Source organism: Streptomyces brevispora (assembly GCF_007829885.1).
Classification (GTDB): domain Bacteria; phylum Actinomycetota; class Actinomycetes; order Streptomycetales; family Streptomycetaceae; genus Streptomyces; species Streptomyces brevispora.
Genome location: NZ_VIWW01000001.1, coordinates 1,475,877 through 1,496,843 on the forward strand (window position 1 = coordinate 1,475,877; position 20,967 = coordinate 1,496,843).

Annotated in this window: 16 protein-coding genes, 3 tRNA genes and 2 pseudogenes; 10 read left to right on the forward strand and 11 right to left on the reverse strand. The window is 69.0% G+C overall.

The features are described 5' to 3' along the window. Positions 1–8 precede the first annotated feature (8 nt). Together FHX80_RS06905 and FHX80_RS36530 are read right to left on the reverse strand one after the other, a co-directional pair. Positions 9–626 carry a cell wall protein gene (locus FHX80_RS06905; RefSeq protein ID WP_145763391.1) on the reverse strand — a complete coding sequence of 206 codons (618 nt, stop codon included), beginning with the start codon at positions 624–626 and terminating at the stop codon, positions 9–11. 14 nt (positions 627–640) lie between these two features. Further along, positions 641–844, reverse strand: a complete 204-nt coding sequence (locus FHX80_RS36530; RefSeq protein WP_326594910.1) for an RlpA-like double-psi beta-barrel domain-containing protein — start codon at positions 842–844, stop codon at positions 641–643. A 1,185-nt stretch (positions 845–2,029) separates the two neighbouring features. Between FHX80_RS36530 and FHX80_RS06915 the strand changes: the two genes are divergently transcribed. The 4 genes and pseudogenes from FHX80_RS06915 to FHX80_RS36700 form a co-directional block, all read left to right on the forward strand. Beyond that, entirely contained in the window at positions 2,030–2,389 is a 360-nt protein-coding gene (locus tag FHX80_RS06915; RefSeq protein ID WP_145763393.1) for a UBP-type zinc finger domain-containing protein, read from the forward strand. A gap of 61 nt (positions 2,390–2,450) precedes the next feature. Beyond that, positions 2,451–3,404, forward strand: a complete 954-nt coding sequence (locus FHX80_RS06920; RefSeq protein ID WP_145763394.1) for a DUF5996 family protein — start codon at positions 2,451–2,453, stop codon at positions 3,402–3,404. 287 nt (positions 3,405–3,691) lie between these two features. Continuing rightward, positions 3,692–4,051, forward strand: a pseudogene (locus FHX80_RS35525) (transposase); the annotation flags it as partial. Positions 4,052–4,093: 42 nt separating this feature from the next. Further along, positions 4,094–4,234 (forward strand): annotated as a pseudogene (locus FHX80_RS36700) (helix-turn-helix domain-containing protein); the annotation flags it as partial. Between the two features lie 694 nt (positions 4,235–4,928). Here the strand turns inward: FHX80_RS36700 and FHX80_RS06940 are convergent. Together FHX80_RS06940 and FHX80_RS06945 are read right to left on the reverse strand one after the other, a co-directional pair. Next, positions 4,929–5,276, reverse strand: coding sequence for a hypothetical protein (locus FHX80_RS06940; RefSeq protein WP_244318156.1), 348 nt, complete (start codon positions 5,274–5,276; stop codon positions 4,929–4,931). Between the two features lie 95 nt (positions 5,277–5,371). Continuing rightward, entirely contained in the window at positions 5,372–5,761 is a 390-nt protein-coding gene (locus FHX80_RS06945) for a hypothetical protein (RefSeq protein ID WP_244318157.1), read from the reverse strand. A gap of 824 nt (positions 5,762–6,585) precedes the next feature. Between FHX80_RS06945 and FHX80_RS06950 the strand changes: the two genes are divergently transcribed. Further along, complete coding sequence (locus FHX80_RS06950; protein ID WP_145763398.1) at positions 6,586–7,047, forward strand: helix-turn-helix domain-containing protein; 462 nt, start codon at positions 6,586–6,588, stop codon at positions 7,045–7,047. Positions 7,048–7,050: 3 nt separating this feature from the next. Next, positions 7,051–7,608, forward strand: a complete 558-nt coding sequence (locus FHX80_RS06955) for a PIN domain-containing protein (RefSeq protein ID WP_145763399.1) — start codon at positions 7,051–7,053, stop codon at positions 7,606–7,608. Positions 7,609–8,183: 575 nt separating this feature from the next. Here the strand turns inward: FHX80_RS06955 and FHX80_RS06960 are convergent. From FHX80_RS06960 to FHX80_RS06970, 3 genes are all read right to left on the reverse strand, one after another. Continuing rightward, a tRNA-Ile gene (locus FHX80_RS06960) sits at positions 8,184–8,257 on the reverse strand. A 245-nt stretch (positions 8,258–8,502) separates the two neighbouring features. Beyond that, a tRNA-Asn gene (locus FHX80_RS06965) sits at positions 8,503–8,575 on the reverse strand. Between the two features lie 5 nt (positions 8,576–8,580). Further along, a tRNA-Asn gene (locus tag FHX80_RS06970) sits at positions 8,581–8,653 on the reverse strand. Positions 8,654–8,833: 180 nt separating this feature from the next. Between FHX80_RS06970 and FHX80_RS06975 the strand changes: the two genes are divergently transcribed. The 4 genes from FHX80_RS06975 to FHX80_RS06990 all read left to right on the forward strand — a co-directional run bounded on the left by FHX80_RS06975 (position 8,834) and on the right by FHX80_RS06990 (position 14,567). Further along, the gene (locus tag FHX80_RS06975; protein ID WP_145763400.1) at positions 8,834–9,133 is read left to right on the forward strand and encodes a YtxH domain-containing protein; all 300 of its coding nucleotides are present in this window, start codon (positions 8,834–8,836) and stop codon (positions 9,131–9,133) included. Between the two features lie 66 nt (positions 9,134–9,199). Then, positions 9,200–10,645, forward strand: coding sequence for an FGGY family carbohydrate kinase (locus FHX80_RS06980; protein WP_145763401.1), 1,446 nt, complete (start codon positions 9,200–9,202; stop codon positions 10,643–10,645). A gap of 257 nt (positions 10,646–10,902) precedes the next feature. Then, positions 10,903–12,636: an ABC transporter ATP-binding protein gene (locus tag FHX80_RS06985; protein WP_145763402.1), complete on the forward strand. Its 1,734-nt coding sequence runs from the start codon at positions 10,903–10,905 to the stop codon at positions 12,634–12,636. Continuing rightward, entirely contained in the window at positions 12,636–14,567 is a 1,932-nt protein-coding gene (locus FHX80_RS06990; RefSeq protein ID WP_145763403.1) for an ABC transporter ATP-binding protein, read from the forward strand. The genes FHX80_RS06985 and FHX80_RS06990 overlap by 1 nt, the downstream gene beginning before the upstream one ends. A gap of 61 nt (positions 14,568–14,628) precedes the next feature. On the opposite strand, the gene FHX80_RS06995 is transcribed toward FHX80_RS06990, so the two are convergent. From FHX80_RS06995 to FHX80_RS07010, 4 genes are all read right to left on the reverse strand, one after another. After that, positions 14,629–15,774 carry an RNA polymerase sigma factor gene (locus FHX80_RS06995; RefSeq protein ID WP_145767120.1) on the reverse strand — a complete coding sequence of 382 codons (1,146 nt, stop codon included), beginning with the start codon at positions 15,772–15,774 and terminating at the stop codon, positions 14,629–14,631. A gap of 191 nt (positions 15,775–15,965) precedes the next feature. Next, positions 15,966–17,873 (reverse strand): DNA primase, encoded by a 1,908-nt coding sequence (dnaG, locus tag FHX80_RS07000; protein ID WP_145763404.1) that lies wholly within the window; start codon positions 17,871–17,873, stop codon positions 15,966–15,968. A gap of 127 nt (positions 17,874–18,000) precedes the next feature. Beyond that, positions 18,001–19,260: an NAD(P)/FAD-dependent oxidoreductase gene (locus FHX80_RS07005; protein WP_145763405.1), complete on the reverse strand. Its 1,260-nt coding sequence runs from the start codon at positions 19,258–19,260 to the stop codon at positions 18,001–18,003. A 344-nt stretch (positions 19,261–19,604) separates the two neighbouring features. Further along, positions 19,605–20,924 (reverse strand): deoxyguanosinetriphosphate triphosphohydrolase, encoded by a 1,320-nt coding sequence (locus FHX80_RS07010; protein ID WP_145763406.1) that lies wholly within the window; start codon positions 20,922–20,924, stop codon positions 19,605–19,607. Positions 20,925–20,967: the final 43 nt, after the last annotated feature.

The following is a 20,967-nucleotide window of genomic DNA, read 5'->3' on the forward strand; positions in this document are numbered from 1 at the left end:
TCCCGCCATCAGTGCCCGACCGAGATACGGACGACGTCCACGGAGTTGTCGGACGGCCGCCAGGCCCCGAGGACCTGAGCACTCTGCCCGATGCGCAACTGGGACAGGTCGGACGTGAGCGCGCGGCCCGCGTACGAGGCGTTGGTGGCGTCCGGGAGGACGTTGCCGACGACCTCGTGCTGACCGTGGGCGAGGTGGAGCCGGTTCCTCGCGATGCCGCGGATCTGGGTATCGAGGTTCACGATGTTCACCCACACCGCGTCGGCGGCGACCGTGCCGTCGGGCATCGGTACGCCGCGGGCGTAGAGCCCGTCACCGATCTCGATCGCCGCGGCGGTGGTGGCACGGACCTTCCACACACTGGTCACGTTGGTCATCTGGACCCGCGCGTGGTCACCGTAGGAGCCGGCGACCTCCAGGATGCTGCCGGTGATGCCGGTGATCCGGCCCTCCACGAAGGAGGACTTCGCGATCGCGGGGTCGAGTGACGGCTCGGCGGCGAAGGCGGCGTCGGCGTCGATGCCGCCGAGCGCGGTCGCGCCGATGATCGTGGCGCCGCTGAGGGCGGCGGTGGTGAGGAAGCGACGGCGGCCCAGGCCGCGGCGGTCGTCCTGACTAGAGGTCATTTCCATGTCTCTCCTCACTCGTATATGTAGACCGGCAGCTTGCCGGAGCTGAGGTTGCCGATGGCCGAGAAGGCGGCCGGGGTCAGATCCAGGACGCGGTTGGTGCGACAGGTGCCGTTGCAGCAGGCGGCCTCGCCGCACCACTCCTTGGTACGCGGTCCGCAGTCGGTGATCGTGATGCATACCGTCGCGCCGGAACACTGGTGTCTGACGTTCATCACGGCACCGCAGCCGCGTCTGGGGATGTTCTCGCCGCACAGGTCGGGCCGGGTAATGTTCCAGCAGGCCTGTGACGCGTTGGGCCAGGCGCCGTGGTTGGCGCTCGACCGGCAGTTTCCACAGGCGCCGCCGCCGGCGCTTCCACACGGTCCCCACGAGGATCCGCAACAGAACCAGCTCGTTTCACCAGCCCACAGGCTGGTCGATCCGCATGCCATAGTGCCGCCTCTCTCAGTTGGATTGACGAGTTCATGTCAAATGCAGAAGTCGTGCTCGGAGCAACCCCATGATGCTGATGTCTACGCGCGTTGGCTAGAGGGCGCCTCAAGAGCCTGCCGGGACGCTCCCCACGGGCGGCCACGGTCCGGCACGCACACTTGTCGCGCCGTCGGGAGCCGGTACCGGGCTCGCCGGGAGCCGACGCCGGGTACCGCAGGAGGGGCTGATCCATACCGGGCGGGCCGGGGCTCGTTCGCCCCGAGGGGCCGGAACCGCCGAAGGCCCCCGCGCAGTGGTGTCAGCGAGAGGTCCGGGGCGCTGCGCCGCACTCACCGGGGGACGCCGACCGGCAGTCACCTGCGTCACGGCGAGTGGAAACGTTCCTGCCTGGGCAACGATTGGTGGGGCGGGTGGGACTCGAACCCATAAGCGTGACACGCCTCTCACCTGCAACGATGGCGAAACAACGGACATAGTCACCCGTTTCCATCCGGCTGCGTCCCCCTCGATCCCGCTCGGATGGGGATCGGTTAGGCGTTCGCCACACCACCCGTTCTCCGTCGCGTACGCGCCTGCTTCCGAGGTGCACGACGAGAATCTCACCTTGCAGCACTATCGGATCGTCTCCGCAAAGCGGTCGGCCGAGCTGTCCCTCTTGACCGTAAGAGGTGACGCTCCGTAGCGAGGCGCGTCTTTGCCTGCATCCGGCGGCAGGTCCGACCGACCGGTGATGGCGCTTCGTAACCGTCCGGCGGGAGGATCGAGGGGCGGCCTGTCCCGGTGCACCCCCGGCCCCGGCGGGTCACGCCACCACCTCTTCCTCGGGCAGATCACCCGGTGGTCGTTCGTCCCCGAGAGCGGCAACCGGGTGTGCGCGGCGGCGTCACCGCTCCCGCCGGCAGTGGCGTGCAACGCGGACCCGGGGGACGCTGAGCGGGGGGCTGGACCAGACCGAGGAGGAGCACATGGCCGATGAGCGGATACCTGGCATCGATCCGGGCGTCCCGCCGAGCGGTGACGGCTGCGATGAGTGCCTGGCGGGCGCCGACCCCGGCTGGTGGTTCCACCTCCGCCGCTGCGCCGCCTGTGGGCACATCGGCTGCTGCGACTCCTCCCCGGCGCAGCACGCCACACGACACGCCCGCGAGTCCGGGCACGCCTTCCTGACCAGCTTCGAACCGGGCGAGGACTGGTTCTGGAACACCGGGACCCAGGAGTACTACGACGGCCCCGGCCTGGCCCCGCCCAGTTCCCACCCGGCCTCCCAGCCCACGCCCGGCCCTGCGGGCAGGGTGCCCAAGAACTGGGAACAGCTGCTGCACTAACCCTGTCCGTCGTCGGCTGTCGCCTTCGGCCTGACCCCCTCGACACACTGGGAGGCTCTCCGTGAGCGAATGTCGCAATGCGTGGCCGCCGCTGGTCTATGAGGATCTGGCGCCCATGGTCGGATACGTCAACCGCGTGGTACAGGTCGCAGGGAAGTACACCCTCGACGAGCCCTTCGAAGTCGGCTGGGGAAACATTGTCCTCGACGTCACCCCCCGCGGGCTCAGGACACCGACGTTGCGGCAGCGAGGGGTGACCTTCTCGGTGCATTACCGCCTGCTCGACGGCGACGTGGTCATCGAGTCCGACGCGGGCTCACGGGCGGTGCACTTGTCAAAGGGATCAGTCGCCACGTTCTATGGGGCGTTCTGCGACGCGGCGGCCGAGCTGGGCATACACCGGCCGCGTACCTTGCTGATCTGCGAGATTCCAGATTGCGCGCCGACTTTCGAGGACGATCACGTCGAACGCAGCTGGGATCCTGGCGCGGCTCGGCTGATGTGGGAAGCGTTGAACCTCACCGCCGACGGGCTCGAAACGTGGCAGGCGTCCTTCCTCGGGCACCGCCCCCGGGTCGGTGTGATGTGGGGCGGCTTCGACCTGTCCGCCACGCGGCACCGGGTGCAGCCCACTGAGCCACCGCCCGATCGTCCGACGTTTATGCAGAACGCCCAGCTCGAGGGGTATGTGGCGGTGGGGTTTTCCTTCGGTGCTGCAACGGCGCCCAGCGCCGGTGTGTACGCCTACATCTGGCCGCAGCCGGACGGTCTTGAAGGCCGGTCCTGGGGTGTCGACGGCGCGTTCTGGAATGCCGATGCCGGTCTGGTTCTTCTGCCGTGGGACAAACTCAGGGAGAGTACCGACCCGCATCAGGCGATCGTGGCGTTTGGTGACGCCGTCTACGACGCCGCTGTGGAGCTGGCAGGCTGGCCGTCCGACCTCATCGCGCCCCGCGTCGACGGTTGGTACATGAGTAGGACAGCGCCGGAGGTTGTTCGGGCCCAGCACCACTGAGCTCAGTCACCCCGCTTCGGGTATGAAGGCAACCACTGTGGTAGCCAGCGAACCCGACCTGAGGCGGGACTGTAAAACGTTCGGTGTAACTCCCGATCATGGAAGATGCATCGATGACCAGCAACAACGTGACCGAGGTCGAGACTGTCGAGCCGTCTGAGGCGGGGCCGGCGAAGTCTGTGGACGACCGGCTGATTGACGAGCTGGTGGGCCGGGCTCAGGCCGAGGGCTTGCAACTGACCGGCGAGGGCGGGCTGCTCCAGCAGCTGACCAAGCGGCTCCTGGAGTCGGCCCTCGAGCGGTTCGCCGAGTTCGCCGACGCGTGGGGCCGAAAGTATCCGGCGATCGTCCGGCTCTGGGAGAACGCGTGGGAGGAGTTCACCCCGTTCCTTCGCTTCGACACCGAGATCCGCCGCATCGTCTGCACAACGAACGCGATCGAGTCCGTCAACGCCAGGATCCGGCGGGCGGTCAAGGCCCGCGGACACTTCCCGAACGAGCAAGCCGCCTTGAAGTGCGTCTACATGGCGATCATGTCGTTGGACCCGACCGGCAAGGGCCAGGCCCGCTGGACCATGCGCTGGAAGACAGCCTTGAACGCCTTCGACATCACCTTTGACGGCCGACTTTCCGCGGCCCGTCAGTAACCCTCAACAACCCGAGTTACACCGCTCGTTTGACAGACCCGTATTCGAGGGTGGGGCCTGACCGCTGAGCGTCGGGCGTTTCGTGAGGAGATCCGGCTTCAGGCCGGGCAGCGGTTCGCGGCGGGTGAGAAGACCTCGGTGATCGCGAAGGACTTGCGAGTGAGCGTGCGGTCGGTGGAGAGAGAACCCTCCTCCAGCTCGCGAGCCTTCTTCCGCAGGGCGGCGTTCTCCGCCTCCAGGTCCTCCGTCCCGCCCGATGTGATCGAGCGCGGTCCCGGCAAGATCACCGTTGGACAGCGGTCAAGCGCGGACGTCTCGCTGCTGCACCTCCTTGAGGGCACCGCCAGCGTGTTGACGTCGTTGTCCACGTGGAGCACGGTGTGACCGTGGTGGACCGCTGTCGCACACACCACAAGGTCGCCGGCATGGTGAGCTTGCCGTTGCGTTCAATGGCTGCCTCTTCGGCGTCGTGATCGAATGCCCGGTATAGCTCGAACAGTGCCCGCATCGCTCCCGGAGCCTCGAAGTAGCGAGCGGTAGTACTCCAGATCCTCAGGCAGGACGGCGTCGGGGGTGGAGGAGAGGTCGTCGAAGGAGCGCTTGATGTAGAAGCGCTCTTTGCCCTCCGTGAGGATCTCCGGGACGTCGCGGGCGGCATGAAAGTTGAAGTGCCACAGCCCCTTGCTGCCCTTCTGCTCGTACTGCGAGGTGCCGGGTACCGCTCAATGCCGGCCGGCATGAAATCGGCTGCCTGGAACCGCCCACTGCGGACGATTGCCCGCCGGCGCGGGCCGGATGCCACCGCGCCCCGGCGCGGCACCCGGGGCGCGTCCCTCGTCTCTCTGCCATGACCGAGGCGGCAGCCCGGCGCCTGCGGTCAGACCCTCTCCACCCGGATGCGATGGTCCGCCAAGAACTTGTCCATGTCGTCGACATCCGAGGTGAAGACGGTGACCTCGAAGCCGCGCCCCGCCATCTTGACGGCTACGGCAGCCAAGACGGCGTCGACGGCGTACTTGTGCCCGTGCAGCCCAGTGGTCTTCAGCATGCCGCGGGCGAGGGAGATCACCTGGTCATCAGTGTGCTGCACATCGATCCGGGACAAGGCCCAGTCCCACAGCCCTTCGCGCGCACCCTGCTGAGGGTTCCACGCCTCCAGCGTGGTGAGCGCGCTGGTGACGACAGCGATGTCCAGGCGTGGCGCCGCCTTCACCAAAGCCGTCATCCTACGGTCGCCCTGGACTGTCTTGGACAACGCTTGCGAGTCGAGGACGAAGGCGCGCCGACGCGCGGATGGAACACCGGCGCGCTTCGAACGGCTCACGCCGCGGCGCCGGGCGAGCGCTGCTCGTCATGCCAGTCATCGATGGCCGCGATGCGCTCCAGCGCCGCCCCTTCTTCCTCGGCCGATACCGGACCGAACTCTGTCTCCAGGCGGTCCGTCAACTCCCGGAGCCGGTCCATGGCATCCTGATGCGCCGCAGCTGCCGCGATATAGGCGGACACCCCCCGGGCATCAACCCGCCCCTTGATCGATTCGACCAGCTCATCCGGCACTGTGATCGTAATCTTCCGAGTTGCCATATTCGGAGTATGCCACGCGATCTCACCGGTGCGTACGGCACAACACCAGTCGTGCACGAGATCCTCCGCGCCGGCCGGGGCAAGGTCGACCCCATCGCCTTCCCGGGCGGCCGTGGGACCGGCCACCACCCATCCCACCGAGGAACCCACCAAAACCCAAGGTCACGGACCTGCACGGGTTCAGGGACCGATGCCACGGTGCACGTTCGCTGCACCGAATTCCCGGCTCCCACGCCTCCGGAAACCGCGTTTCCGCAGGTCAGAACGTTTTTCCTGCGCCTGCGAGGGTGGGGCGGGTGGGACTCGAACCCATAGGCGTGACGCCTCTCACCTGCGACGATGCCAAAACAACGGACATAGCCACCCGTTTCCATCCGACTGCATCCTCCTCGATCCGGCCCGAAGGGGGATCGGTTAGGTGTTCGCCACACCACTTTTCTCTCCACCCAGCACAATCACCACCCCCCGAAGAGCGATGGGAGCACGGCGCCCAGGGCCGCGGGCCGCCCTCCGCTGCAACGGGACTCGTGAGCCTCCATCCTCACCATTGATCACGGTGCGCGTGGTGACCCTACGTAGCAGAAGACCGCACGGCGGAAGCATCGGGCGGAGTCGGTCATACCCATCGGCCTGGGCCTCAGCCGTACGCCGGACCAGCACCACGACCCCGGGCACGACGAAAACTGGACAGAAATAGCTGACCATGCGCCAGAGCATCCCGCAGCCGCAGGGTCAACGAAGCAGCCGGGGCGATCCTGGCCTGGACCAGCGGGCCATCCCAGCAGGAGCGGAAGTGAGCCTCCGCACGGCCGCTTGCGGGGGCGGGGGTCGGCGGCAGCTTCCTACGTTCGACCCAGCCGTGTTTTATTTATTGCGTATGCTGCGGATATTGCGGATACTGGACACCTCAAGCAATGACGCCCACCCGCCACGAAATTTAGGGGCGCACCGTGACGAAGACAGACATCAGGCCCGTGAAGCTCCCGCCCGAGAAGACCGCCACAGCGAACCGTGCTCTCACTCGTGTCCGCGGTTACCTCACCGAGCACCCCGACCTCGGACAGATCGCCGTTAAGCCACTCGACGACAACGAGCTTGAGCCCCTCACTCTGCCCCGCGAAGCCGTCGAGCTCCTCGCCGGTCTCCTCGCCCACCTAGGGGCAGGCCGAGGCGTGTCCATCGTCCCCAGCACCGCGGAGCTCACCACCCAGCAAGCGGCAGACATCCTCAACGTGTCCCGGCCCTTCCTCATCGGCCTCCTGGACGCCGGCGAAATCGAGTGCCGTCTAGTCGGAACGCACCGCAGAATCACAGCGTCGTCGCTCATGGAGTACAAGCAGGCAGACGACCGGCGTCGCCGTGAAGCAGCAGACGAGCTCACTCAGCTCGGCCAGGAGATGGGATTGATGTAGTCGATGGCCTTCGTCGCCGTTTACGACGCGAACGTGCTCTACCCGAATATCCTCCGCGACGTGCTCATCCGCGTCGCGGAGGCCGGCCTTGTGCAGGCGAAGTGGACCGAGACAATCCTTGACGAGACGTTCCGCAACCTGAAGGCCAACCGGCCGGACCTGGACCCCGGAGCCCTCGACAGGACACGGCGGCTGATGAAGGCAGCCGTACGGGACTGCCTCGTCAAGGGGCACGAGCCGCTCATCGACATACTGGAACTCCCCGACAAGGACGACCGGCACGTCCTGGCCGCGGCGATCCGCGCCAAAGCCCAGGTGATCGTGACGTTCAACCTCAAAGACTTCCCCGCGGAAGCCCTGGCGCCATGGGACGTTGAAGCCGTCCACCCGGACGCCTTCCTCGAAGCGCAGATAGATCTGGCGCCGGAGGTCGTGTACGCAGAGATCCAGCGCATCGCCGACAGTTGGAAGAATCCGCCCGGCACGGTCGCCGACGTGATCGAGCGTCTCGAGAGGAACCGTCTCGTTTCGTCCGCGGCGGCCCTGAGGGCCCTCGCCTGATTCCGTATGACTGGCGGCCATCCCCGGCCAGGCTGCGGGAGATCAGCCACCGGGCGACCCCCGCGACAAGGTCGTATGTCGGTCCCGGCTCATCGGGCGGCGGCGAATAGAGCACGCGGGGCCCGGGGCCGACCCTGGCACCCGGTCCCACACCTGCTGTCCGCCCAGGAAATGACCCGGCCTGGCAGCGGACCCGGCGAGCGCTGCTCGCCACGCCAGTCATCGTTGCGCGCTCCACCACCGCTACTCCTCCGCGGCCGATACCCGGCCGCACTCCGCCTCCAAGTGGTCCGTCAGCCCCCAAAGCCGGTCCATGGCGCCGTGATGCTCCGCAGCTGCCGCGATATAGGCCGACACCTCGGGCGTCAACCCGCCTTCCCGGGCGGCCGTGGGACCGCTGTTAACCCTCCCACGACCGCGAGAACAGAAAAGACCAGGTCACAGCCGTGCAGGAAACGCCCTCGACGCGTGAAAACCCACGTCCGCCACACCTCCGTGAGGCGAACACCTAACGCAGAATGACCCCAGAAAACGCGTTTCCCCAGGTCAGAACGATTCTGACTAGGGACGCTAGGTGGGGCGGGTGGGACTCGAACCCACGGCCGACGGATTATGAGTCCGCTGCTCTAACCGGCTGAGCTACCGCCCCTTTTCGGCGTGGCGCGTACATGTGTGCGCCCCGTCTGCCGCAGCATAGCCGGTCATACGATCTCTCGCTCCGGATGCCCGGGTACTCGTGACCATGAAGACTGCGCTGCTCCGTGCCCGGTTCCGGGCGACGCGAAGTTAGCGCGAAAGAGTCACCCCCGCCCCGCGTGCACCACGGTGGCGGACCTCAGGTGGACCGGTTCCGGGCACACGAAAAAGGACCCCTCGGGGCCCTCTTCCGTTCTGCTCCCCCGACTGGACTCGAACCAGTAACCCTCCGGTTAACAGCCGAATGCTCTGCCAATTGAGCTACAGGGGATCGCGCTCCCCCGACTGGACTCGAACCAGTAACCTGCCGGTTAACAGCCGGCTGCTCTGCCAATTGAGCTACAGGGGATTGCTGCGTCGCCTCGAACGTACCTGCCTGGCGGCTGCCGGGCGGCGGACGTTCGCTGCGACACATACATTAGCGCAAGCAGGGGGGTGCTTTGCCAATCGGTATCGGCCGGGGTGATCTCCGGTGCCTGCGGGTAGGCGAGCAACACACGTCGCACGGAGCGAAGGAAGGGTGGCAGCCATGCGGTACCGGCTCACGTTCATCGCCGGAATGGCCCTCGGTTACGTGCTCGGCACGCGGGCCGGGCGCGAGCGTTACGAGCAGCTGAAGAAGTCCGCACGCCAGTTCGCCCAGAACCCGGCCGTGCGCAACACCTGCGAGTCGGCGGCCCAGAGCGGCCGCGATTTCGCCGGCAAGGCGTACCACGCGGTGGGCGACAAGGTCGGCGAGAAGGTGCCGGACTCGGTTGCGGACCGGGTGCGTTCGATGCGTGGGCGCGGTTCGAGGGGTGAGGACGACTGGGGAACGACCAACACCTGAGGGCTCGTCGTCGCGTCTGCCGTGCCGCCGGTGCAGGAACCTCCGGCGGTACGGCAGAATCTGTGTATGGGCATAGTCGCCGGCTTGGACAGTTCTTCCGCCTTCACGCACATCGTGGTCTGCGATGCGGACACGGGTGCCGTACTGCGCCAGGGGTACGCCGCACATCCCGTGGAGGCGAAGGCCACCGAGGTCGATCCGCAGGTGTGGCTGCTCTCACTCGGTGAGGCGGCCACCGGCGGGCTGCTCGAAGGTGTGCAGGCCATCGGGGTGTCCGCGCAGCAGCACGGGCTGGTGCCGCTGGACCGCCAGGGCAATCTCGTACGTCCGGCACTGCTGGGCAACGACAAGCGGGCGCAGGTCGCCGCGGCCGATCTGATCGACGGGCTGGGCGGGCGGCAGGCCTGGGCCGAGGCGGTCGGGGCGGTGCCACAGGCCGCGCAGCCGGTGTCGAAGCTGCGCTGGCTGGCGCGGACCGAGCCGGAGATGGCGCAGCGGGTCGCCGCCGTGCTCCAGCCGCACGACTGGCTGGTGTGGCAGTTGCTGGGCCGCCCGGCCCGGCGGACCACCGACCGGGGTGCCGCGTCCGGGACCGGTTACTGGTCGGCGGGCAGCGAGTCCTACCGGCCGGAGCTGGTGGAGCTCGCGCTGGGGCACCAGGCGGCGCTGCCCGAGGTACTCGGGCCCTGTGACACGGCCGGGACGACGCCCGAGGGGCTGCTGATCTCGGCGGGTACCGGCGAGACGATGGCGGCGGCCTTCGGGCTCGGGGTCGGGGTCGGTGACGCGGTGGTGTCGCTGGGAGCCTCGGGCTCGGTGATGGCGGTGCACCACGAGGCGCTGGCCGATCCGTCCGGGATGATCACCTCGTTCGCCGACGCCACCGGGATGCATCTGCCGGTGGTCCACACGTCGAACGCGGTACGGGCACTGCGTGGCACCGCCGAGATGCTGGACCTGGAGGGACTGGAGGAGCTGTCGACGCTGGCGCTGAAGTCGACTCCGGGCGCCTCGGGCCTGGTGCTCCTGCCGTATCTGGAGGGTGAGCGGACCCCGCGTCTGCCGCACACCGCAGGGACGTTGAGCGGGCTGCGGCGCGAGTCGATGAAGCCGGAACACCTCGCGCGGGCCGCCTTCGAGGGCATGCTCTGCTCACTGGCCGACGCGCTCGACGTACTGCGCGGCCGCGGGGTCGAGGTGCGGCGGGTGTTCCTGCTGGGTGCCGCCGCCGAGTTGCCGGCCGTGCAGGCGTTCGCGCCGACGTTGCTGGGGACCGAGGTGGTCGTGCCGGAGCCGGCCCAGTACGCGGCGCTGGGTGCGGCCCGGCAGGCGGCCTGGGCGCTGGGGGTCTCGCAGGGGAACCTCGATCCGCGCACTCCCCCGGCCTGGCAGGACGCCGCGGCGCAGGTGCTGGATCCCGGCGAGGAGCTGTCGGTCGGCCAGGCGGTTCGCCAGCAGTACGTGGCGACGCGGGAGCAGATCCACCCCGGGGCGTTCGACGCCACGCGTTGAGGCGTCGGCGTCCGACGCCTCGTGCTCAGCCGCCGGGCAGGCCTCGATGCCGCGCGTTGACGACCCAGGACTTCAACGCTGCACACCGAGACGACTACGTTCAGTGACACGACCGGGCCCCGAAGTGGGGTTCGGCGGAAGAATTATGGACTCGGTCTGTTTTTTGACCTGGACTTGAATAAATACGTTCGCGGTCCCGGCGGGCGGTGCCCGAAGATGAGTCGACCCCCGACCCATGCCGACTCCGAGAGACACGCGTGCTCATAAAAATCCTGCGGGCCTATCTCGGTCCGTACAAGAAACCGATCGCGCTGCTGGTGGTCTTCCAGCTGCTGCAGACCTCCGCCGCCCTCTATCTGCCCACCCTGAACGCCGACATCATCGACAACGGTGTCGTCAAGGGGGACACGGGTTACATCCTTCAGTACGGCGGCGCCATGATCGTCGTCAGCATCGCCCAGGTGGTCTGCAACATCGGGGCCGTCTACATCGGTGCGCGCACCGCGTCCGCGCTCGGCCGCGACGTCCGGGCGTCGGTCTTCGACCGGGTCCAGTCGTTCTCCGCGCGTGAGCTCGGCCGGTTCGGCGCCCCTTCACTGATCACCCGTACGACCAATGACGTCCAGCAGGTCCAGATGCTGGTCCTGATGACGTTCACGCTGATGGTCTCGGCGCCGATCATGTGTGTCGGCGGCATCATCATGGCGCTCGGCCAGGACGTCCCGCTGTCCGCGGTGCTCCTCGCCGTGGTGCCGGTCCTCGGGATCGCGGTGAGCCTGATCGTGAAGCGGATGCGTCCGCTGTTCCGTCTGATGCAGGAGCGGCTCGACACGGTGAACCGGGTGCTGCGCGAGCAGATCACCGGCAACCGGGTCATCCGCGCCTTCGTCCGCGACGAGTACGAGGAGAAGCGTTTCCGCGGCGCCAACACCGAGCTGACGGACGTGGCACTGTCCACCGGCCGGCTGATGGCACTGATGTTCCCGACCGTGATGACGGTCGTGAACGTGTCGTCGATCGCCGTCGTCTGGTTCGGTGCGCACCGGATCGACAGCGGCGGGATGCAGATCGGGGCGCTGACCGCGTTCCTCTCCTATCTGATGCAGATCGTCATGTCGGTGATGATGGCCACCTTCATGTTCATGATGGTGCCGCGCGCCGAGGTCTGTGCGGAGCGCATCCAGGAGGTCCTGGAGACCGATTCCAGCGTGGTGCCGCCGGTGGACCCGGTGACCGAACTGCGCGCCCACGGGCACCTGGAGGTCCGGGGTGCGAACTTCCGCTACCCCGGCGCCGAGGCGTCGGTGCTGCGGTCGGTGGATCTGGTGGCCCGGCCCGGCGAGACGACCGCGATCATCGGGTCGACGGGCAGCGGCAAGTCGACGCTGCTCGGTCTCGTACCCCGGCTGTTCGATGTGACGGACGGCCAGGTGCTGGTCGACGGGACGGACGTGCGGACGCTGGATCCGGCGCTGCTGGCGAGGACCGTGAGCCTGGTCCCGCAGAAGCCGTATCTGTTCTCCGGAACGGTCGCGAGCAATCTGCGGTACGGAAACCCGGACGCGACCGACGAGGAGCTGTGGCACGCGCTGGAGGTCGCACAGGCCAAGGAGTTCGTCGAGGGTCTGGAGCACGGTCTCGACGCGCCGATCGCGCAGGGCGGCACCAATGTCTCCGGCGGGCAGAGGCAGCGGCTGTCGATCGCCCGGACGCTGGTTCAGCAGCCGGAGATCTACCTCTTCGACGACTCGTTCTCCGCACTGGACTACGCCACGGACGCCGCGCTGCGCGCGGCACTGCTGCGGGAGACCGCCACCGCGACCGTGGTGATCGTCGCGCAGCGGGTGTCCACCATCCGTGACGCCGACCGGATCCTGGTGATGGACGAGGGCCGGGTCGTCGGCACCGGCAGTCATCACGAGCTGATGGACGGCAATGAAACATACCGGGAGATCGTGCTCTCCCAGCTGACGGAAGCGGAGGCCGCGTAATGGCAGGGCCTGGCGGACGCATGATGGCGGGCGGGGCGCCGACCGAGCGGTCCATGGACTTCAAGGGGTCCACGAAGCGGCTGCTGAAGCGCTTCGCCTCGGAGAAGACGACGCTGTACGTGATGCTGGTGGCCGGGGCGCTGAGCGTGGCGCTCTCGGTGGTCGGGCCGAAGATCCTCGGCAAGGCCACCGACCTGGTGTTCGCCGGGGTCGTCGGCCGGCAGATGCAGGCGGGGACGACCAAGGAGCAGGCCATCGAGGGCCTGCACAAGTCCAACAGCGGCCTGGCCGACATGCTCTCCAAGGTGGACTTCACCCCGGGCAAGGGCATGGACTTCGACGCGATCGGCCATGTGCTGCTGGCGGCGCTGATCACGTACGTCGGTGCCGGGCTGCTGATGCTGGTGTCGACGCGGCTGTCGATCCGGGTGATCAACCGGGTCGTGTTCCAGATGCGCGAGGACATCCAGACGAAGCTGTCGCGGCTGCCGCTGTCGTACTTCGACCGGCAAAAGCGCGGCGAGGTGCTGAGCCGGGCGACGAACGACATAGACAACATCTCGCAGACGATGCAGCAGACGATGGGCCAGCTCATCAACTCGTTGCTGACCATCGTCGGCGTGCTGATCATGATGTTCTGGATCTCGCCGCTGCTGGCGGTCGTCGCACTGGCGACGGTGCCGCTGTCGGTGGTCGTGGCGACCAAGGTGGGCAAGCGTTCGCAGCCGCAGTTCGTCCAGCAGTGGAAGGTGACGGGCACGCTCAACGCCCACATCGAGGAGATGTACACCGGGCACACCCTGGTGAAGGTCTTCGGCCGGCAGGAGGAGTCCGCGCGGGACTTCGCCGAGCAGAACGACGCACTGTACGAGGCCGGGTTCAAGGCGCAGTTCAACAGCGGGATCATGCAGCCGCTGATGATGTTCGTGTCGAACCTCAACTATGTGCTGATCGCCGTGATCGGTGGCCTGCGGGTCGCTTCCGGCTCACTGTCGATCGGTGATGTGCAGGCCTTCATCCAGTACTCGCGGCAGTTCTCCATGCCGCTGACCCAGGTCGCCTCGATGGCGAACCTGGTGCAGTCCGGGGTGGCGTCGGCCGAGCGTATCTTCGAGCTGCTGGACGCCGAGGAGCAGGACGCCGGTCCCGCACCCGGCAAGGGCGCGCACCCGGAGGAGCTGCGCGGCAACGTCTCGCTGGAGAACGTGTCGTTCCGCTACGACCCGGAGAAGCCGCTCATCGAGGACCTGTCGCTGAACGTCGAACCGGGTCACACGGTCGCGATCGTCGGCCCGACCGGCGCGGGCAAGACGACGCTGGTCAATCTGCTGATGCGGTTCTACGAGGTGACGGGCGGCCGGATCGCCCTCGACGGGGTCGATGTCGCGACGATGTCGCGCGCCGATCTGCGGTCGGGGATCGGCATGGTCCTCCAGGACACCTGGCTGTTCGGCGGGACCATCGCGGAGAACATCGCGTACGGGGCATCGGGCGAGGTCAGCCGGGAGGAGATCGAGGAGGCGGCGCGGGCGGCCCACGCCGACCGCTTCATCCGCACCCTGCCGGACGGCTACGACACGGTGATCGACGACGAGGGCACCGGCGTCAGCGCGGGTGAGAAGCAGCTGATCACCATCGCGCGGGCGTTCCTGTCCGACCCGGTGATACTGGTCCTCGACGAGGCGACCAGCTCGGTCGACACCCGTACCGAGGTGCTGATCCAGAAGGCGATGGCGCGCCTGGCGCACGGTCGTACGAGCTTCGTGATCGCGCACCGGCTCTCCACCATCCGGGACGCCGACGTCATCCTGGTGATGGAGAACGGCTCGATCGTCGAACAGGGCACGCACGACGAGCTGCTGCAGGCACAGGGCTCGTACGCCGGGCTGTACGCGGCCCAGTTCGCGCAGGCGGTCGCCGAGGTCGACTAGGCGATCACCGGTCGGCGCCGTTCCGCGGCTGCCCCGGGCGGATGTGCGCGGGTACGCGTGCTCAGTCGAGGTAGCCGCGGAGCTGGTCGGCGAAGGCGTGGTCCCGCAGCTTGTTGAGGGTCTTGGACTCGATCTGGCGGATGCGTTCCCGGGTCACGCCGAAGATCCGGCCTATCTCCTCAAGCGTGCGGGGCCGCCCGTCGGCCAGCCCGTACCGCAGCTGGACCACCTTCCGCTCGCGCTCGTTGAGCGTGGAGAGCACCGCTTCCAGGTGTTCGCGCAGCAGCAGGAAGGCGGCGGACTCGACCGGGGACGCGGCGTCGCCGTCCTCGATCAGGTCGCCGAGCGACACGTCGTCCTCCTCGCCGACCGGGGCGTGCAGGGACACCGGTTCCTGGGCGAGGCGCAGCACCTCGCCGACCCGCTCCGGGGTGAGGTCGAGCTGGGCGGCGACCTCCTCGGGCGTCGGCTCGTAGCCGCGCTCCTGGAGCATCCGGCGCTGGACGCGCACGACACGGTTGATCAGTTCGACGACATGGACCGGGACCCGGATGGTCCGCGCCTGGTCGGCCAGCGCGCGGGACATGGCCTGCCGGATCCACCAGGTCGCGTACGTGGAGAACTTGTAGCCGCGGGCGTAGTCGAACTTCTCGACCGCCCGGATCAGCCCGAGGTTTCCCTCCTGGACCAGGTCGAGCATGGTCAGTCCGCGGCCGATATAGCGTTTGGCCACGGAGACGACCAGGCGCAGATTGGCCTCGATGAGGCGGCGTTTGGCCGTCCGGCCCATGACCACCAGCCGGTCCAGATCGACGGCCAGCCGGGTGTCGGGGTCCGGGGTGCGGGCGAGGCGCTCCTCGGCGAACAGGCCGGCCTCGACGCAGCGGGCGAGCTCCACCTCGTCGGCGGCGGTGAGCAGCGGGATGCGGCCGATCTCCCGCAGATACTGCCGGAACAGGTCGGACGACGGCCCGCCCGGGTCCGGCCGGCCGCGCTGCTCCGGGGGGTCCGGGAGCTCTGCCGACTCCTCCATGACCGCCTCGGGTGGGTCGGGTACGTCCTGTGGGTCCGGTGGCGCCTGGGGTGGGTGCGGCCGTTCGGGCACGGGTGGCGGGGGGTCCGCCGCGGCCTCCGGATGACGTACGGCCCGGTGCTGCGCGGGGATTGCCGAGACACGCTCGGTTTCGGTCACGGTCCGGGTCTGCACGGGGGCGACCTCCAGGTGATCGCTGCCGGACCGCGGGATGGAGGACCACCGTTCGGTGGGCCGGTCGCGCTCCGATGACTCAGGCACCGCCACCCAGTGTGGGGTACGACACACAGCCGCCACGAGGGGCGTGCGGGCACTTTCTGAGTCCGTCGCGTGACCGGGCGGCTACCCGGTGGCCCGGCGGCCGGTCAGAGCGCGTCGGCTCCGCTGTTGCGCAGGGACTGGGCGTACTGCTGGAGGACCCAGACCTCGTTCTGCGCGGCGGCCAGGTGTTCCGGTGCGACATTGCTGCCGAGCCGGGCGAGGCTGCCCTGGACATCGTTGATCCGGCGGTCGACGGCCCGCAGCCGGACCTTGACCAGGTGCTCGCCCGCGTACGCCTCGTCGATGGACTTGCCGTGGAAGACCTCGACCGCCAGCTCGGTGACGAGCTTGCGCACCGTTTCGTTGGGGGTCGCGTCGAGCACCTGGACGAGGTATTCGCGGGTCTCGGCGACACCCAGTTCCGCGCCGCCGACCTCCGCGATGCACTGGCGGACCGCCGCGTACGGCGGGGCGGTGAACTCGTCCATTCCGTAGGCGTCGAAGGCCGGGGAGACCAGGGCGGGCCGCTGCAGGGCGAGCTTGAGCAGCTCGCGCTCGGTGCGGTGGGCCGGGCTGCGGAGGTTGAGCGCGGGGCCGGAGGGGCCGGTGGGGGCCTGGATCTGCCGGCGCTGCGCGTCGGCTCGGGAGGAGGACCGCGCGGGTCCTCGCTGGTCGCCCCGGCCGCGGGCCCACTGGGCGAGCTGGTTGACCCGGTGCACGACGTACTCCTGGTCCAGGATGCCGACGAAGCCGGCCAGCTGGACGGCGACCTCGCGCTGCACGCTGCCCGTCTTGATCTTGGCGACGACGGGGGCTGCCTCGTCGAGCGCGGCGGCGCGGCCCGCCGGGGTCTCCAGGTCGTACCGGCCGACGATCTGGCGGAGTGCGAACTCGAAGAGCGGGGTGCGGGGTTCGACCAGGTCGCGGACGGCCTCGTCGCCCTTGGCCAGCCGCAGATCGCACGGGTCCATATTGTCCGGGGCGATCGCGATGTAGGTCTCGGCGGCGAATTTCTGGTCGTCCTCGAAGGCGCGCAGGGCGGCCTTCTGGCCGGCTGCGTCACCGTCGAAGGTGAAGATCACCCGGGCGCTGCCGTTGTCCATCAGGAGCCGGCGGAGGATCTTGATGTGGTCGCCGCCGAACGCCGTGCCGCAGGTGGCGATGGCGGTGGTGATCCCGGCGAGGTGGCAGGCCATCACGTCGGTGTAGCCCTCGACGACGACGGCCCGGCTGGCCTTCGCGATGTCCTTCTTGGCCAGGTCGATGCCGTACAGCACCTGGGACTTCTTGTAGATCGCGGTCTCGGGGGTGTTGAGGTACTTCGGGCCGTTGTCGTCGTCGCGCAGTTTGCGGGCGCCGAAGCCGACGATGTCACCCGCGGTGTCGCTGATCGGCCACATCAGCCGGCCGCGGAAGCGGTCGATGGGGCCGCGCCTGCCGTCCTGGGAGATGCCGGAGGCGATCAGCTCCTTGTCGCTGAAGCCCTTGCCGCGCAGATAGCGGGTGAGGTGGTCCCAGCCGGCGGGGCTGTAGCCGACGCCGAAGTGGGCGGCGGCGGCCTGGTCGAAGCCGCGCTCGGCGAGGAACTTGCGGCCGATCTCCGCCTCGGGGCCGTCAAGCTGCTCCACGTAGAACTGGGCGGCCGCCTTGTGTGCCTCGACCAGCCGGATCCGCTCACCGCGCTGGTGGGAGGGGTTGTACCCGCCCTCCTCGTAGCGCAGGGTGATGCCGGCCTTGGCGGCGAGCCGCTCGACCACCTCGGAGAACTGGAGGTGATCGATCTTCATCACGAAGGCGATCGTGTCGCCGCCCTCCTGGCAGCCGAAGCAGTGGAAGAGACCCTTGCTCGGACTGACCTGGAAGGAGGGGGACTTCTCGTCGTGGAAGGGGCACAGGCCCTTGAGGTTTCCACCGCCCGCGTTGCGCAGCTGGAGGTACTCGGAAACGACGGCGTCGATCGGGACCGCGTCCCGGACCGCCTTCACGTCGTCGTCATTGATCCTGCCTGCCACGAGTGAAGTCTACGGGTGGGCGGTGACAGTGGTGGTGCGGGCGGGGTGTGATGCGGGCCGCCCGCGGTGCCCGGGTGCGTCCGTGCCGGGGCCCGCCGGGCTCCGGCACGGGGACGGCCCGGATCGCTCAGATCAGTGACTCCAGCGGCACCGTCGGATCGGCCAGCGCGTCCGGGTCGACCGGCTGACCGGCCTTGATCAGCTCCTGCACGGTGTCGGTGACGTCCCACACGTTCACGTTCATACCGGCGAGCACCTTGCCGTCCTTCAGCCAGAAGGCGATGAACTCGCGCTTGCCCGCGTCACCGCGGATCACGACCTGGTCGTAGCTGCCGGGCGGCGCCCAGCCCGAGTACTCCAGGCCGAGGTCGTACTGGTCGGAGAAGAAGTACGGCACCCGGTCGTAGGAGACGTCCTGGCCGAGCATGGCGCGGGCCGCCGCGGGGCCGCCGTTCAGCGCGTTGGCCCAGTGCTCGACCCGCAGCCGGGTGCCGAGCCGCGGGTGGGCCACGTTGGCGACGTCACCGGCGGCGTAGATGTGCGGGTCGCTGGTGCGCAGGGAGGCGTCGACGGCGATGCCGCCGCCCTGGGCGCGGGGGGCGATGTCGAGGCCGGCGGCCTCGGCGAGCGCGGATCGCGGGGCGGCCCCGATCGCGGCGAGGACGTCGTGGGCGGGGTGCTCCTCGCCGTCGTCGGTGCGGACGGCGAGGACCATGCCGTCCTGGCCGACGATCTCGGTGAGCCGGCGGCCGAAGTGGAAGCGGACGCCGTGGTCGCTGTGCAGATCGGTGAAGAGCTGGCCGAGCTCGGGGCCGATGACACGGTGCAGCGGGGTCGGCTCCGGTTCGACGACGGTGACCTCGGCGCCGTATCCGCGGGCCGCGGCCGCGACCTCCAGGCCGATCCAGCCGGCTCCGGCGATCACCAGATGGCCGTTGTCGCGGCCGAGCGCGGCCAGTACGTTGCGCAGCCGGTCGGAGTGGGCGAGGCGGCGCAGATGGTGGACTCCGGCCAGGTCGGTGCCGGCGATGTCGAGGCGGCGCGGCTCGGCGCCGGTGGCCAGGAGCAGCTTGTCGTAGTGGATGACGGTGCCGTCGCCGAGCTCCACGGAGCGGTCGTCGCGGTTCAGTACGGTGACGGGCTGGCCGAGGTGGAGCTCGATGTCGGCCCCCGCGTACCAGGCCGTCTCGTGGACGAAGACGCTGTCGCGTTCCTCCTTCCCGGACAGGTAGCCCTTGGAGAGCGGCGGGCGTTCGTACGGATGGTCGCGCTCATCGCCGATCAGGATGACGCGGCCGCTGAAACCCGCCGAGCGGAGCGTCTCCGCCGCCTTCGCTCCGGCCAGTCCTCCGCCGACAATGACGAACGTCCGATGTGCGTCGACCACTTGATGCCTCCTCGGTGCTTGCTGCGCGGCGCCAACTGCGAGCGTCCCGCACGCAGCGTGATGGCGAAAGAGGGTGTGGCCCGATCAGGTCACACCCAGTGGTCATGGGCCGGTCCGCAAACCGGTGCCGCACCACGGGGAACAGGGTGGCAGGTGCGAGGTCGGGGCCCGGCGCCACGCGGTACGCGCGCCCAGCACACCACCTGTCACTTTGCCGGCCGGCGCCGCCGCGCCCCATGGCTCCGGGACAGGCCCTGGGCGGGACGAACACGGGGTGCTCACCGGCGCGGGCCGGGACGGTCTTCGCCGGCGCCGCGACGGTGCGGGAGTGCTCCGGTGCCTGGTCATCGGCGGCGGGCGGTGAGCGAGTGGTGCAGGGTGCGGGCCGACGCGTCGGTCAGGGCGGCGATCTGGTCGACCAGGACGCGCTTGCGGGACCGGTCGTCGGGGGCGGCCTCGTACAGCGCCCGCAGCTGCGGCTCCAGTCCCTCCGGCGCGCGGGCGGTCAGCGCCGCGGCCAGTTCGGCGATGACGATCCGCTGTTCGGCGCGGATGGCCTCCTGTTCGGCGCGCTGCATGACGTAGCGGTCGGCGATCGCCTTGAGCACCGCGCACTCGTTGCGCGCCTCGCGGGGTACGACGAGCTCGGCGCCGTACCTGCCGAGCCGGCCGGTGCCGTACGCCCGGCGGGTGCCGCTCTCGGCGGCGAGGCAGAACCGGCCGATCAGCTGGCTCGTGGCGTCCTTCAGCCGGGCCTGGGCGACGGCCGAGCCGTCGTAGCCGTGCGGCCACCAGTCCTGGCCGATGAGCCGGTCCAGCGCGTCGGAGAGCTCCTGCGGGTCGGTGTCCGCCGGGACGTACCGTCCGACGGCGACCTGCCAGATCTCCTGCCGCTCCGGCTCGGCGTCCAGGCAGTTGGGGTCGATGTGGCCGGCGTGCAGCCCGTCCTCGAAGTCGTGGACCGAGTACGCCACGTCGTCGGACCAGTCCATCACCTGGGCCTCGAAGCACTTGCGGTCCTGCGGGGCGCCCTTGCGGAACCAGTCGAAGACCGGCAGGTCGTCCTCGTAGACCCCGAACTTCGGCGAGCCGGGGTCGGTGGGGTGTGCGCCGCGGGGCCAGGGGTACTTGGTGGCGGCGTCGAGCGCGGCGCGGGTCAGGTTGAGCCCGACGCTGACCAGCTCACCGGTACGGGTGTCGGGCACGAACCGCTTCGGTTCGAGCCGGGTGAGCAGGCGCAGCGACTGGGCGTTCCCCTCGAATCCGCCGCAGTCGGAGGCGAAGTCGTTGAGCGCCTGCTCGCCGTTGTGGCCGAAGGGCGGGTGGCCCATGTCGTGGGAGAGGCAGGCCGTCTCGACCAGGTCGGGGTCGCAGCCGAGTGCGGCGCCGAGCTCGCGGCCGACCTGGGCGCATTCCAGTGAGTGGGTGAGCCGGGTCCGGGGGCTGGCGTCCCAGGCGTAGCTGCGGGTGCCGGGGGTGACCACCTGGGTCTTCCCGGCGAGCCGGCGCAGCGCGGCGGAGTGGAGCACCCGGGCTCGGTCGCGCTGGAAGGCGGTGCGGCCGGGCCGTTTGTCCGGTTCGGTGTCCCAGCGCTCGGCGTCGGCGGCGCCGTAAGGTGCCGTGTCTGATTCCTGCGTGCCGTGCGTGCCGTGCGTGCCGTCCATGGGCTCGACATTAATCGGCCGGGCCGACATTGGGGGCTCAGGC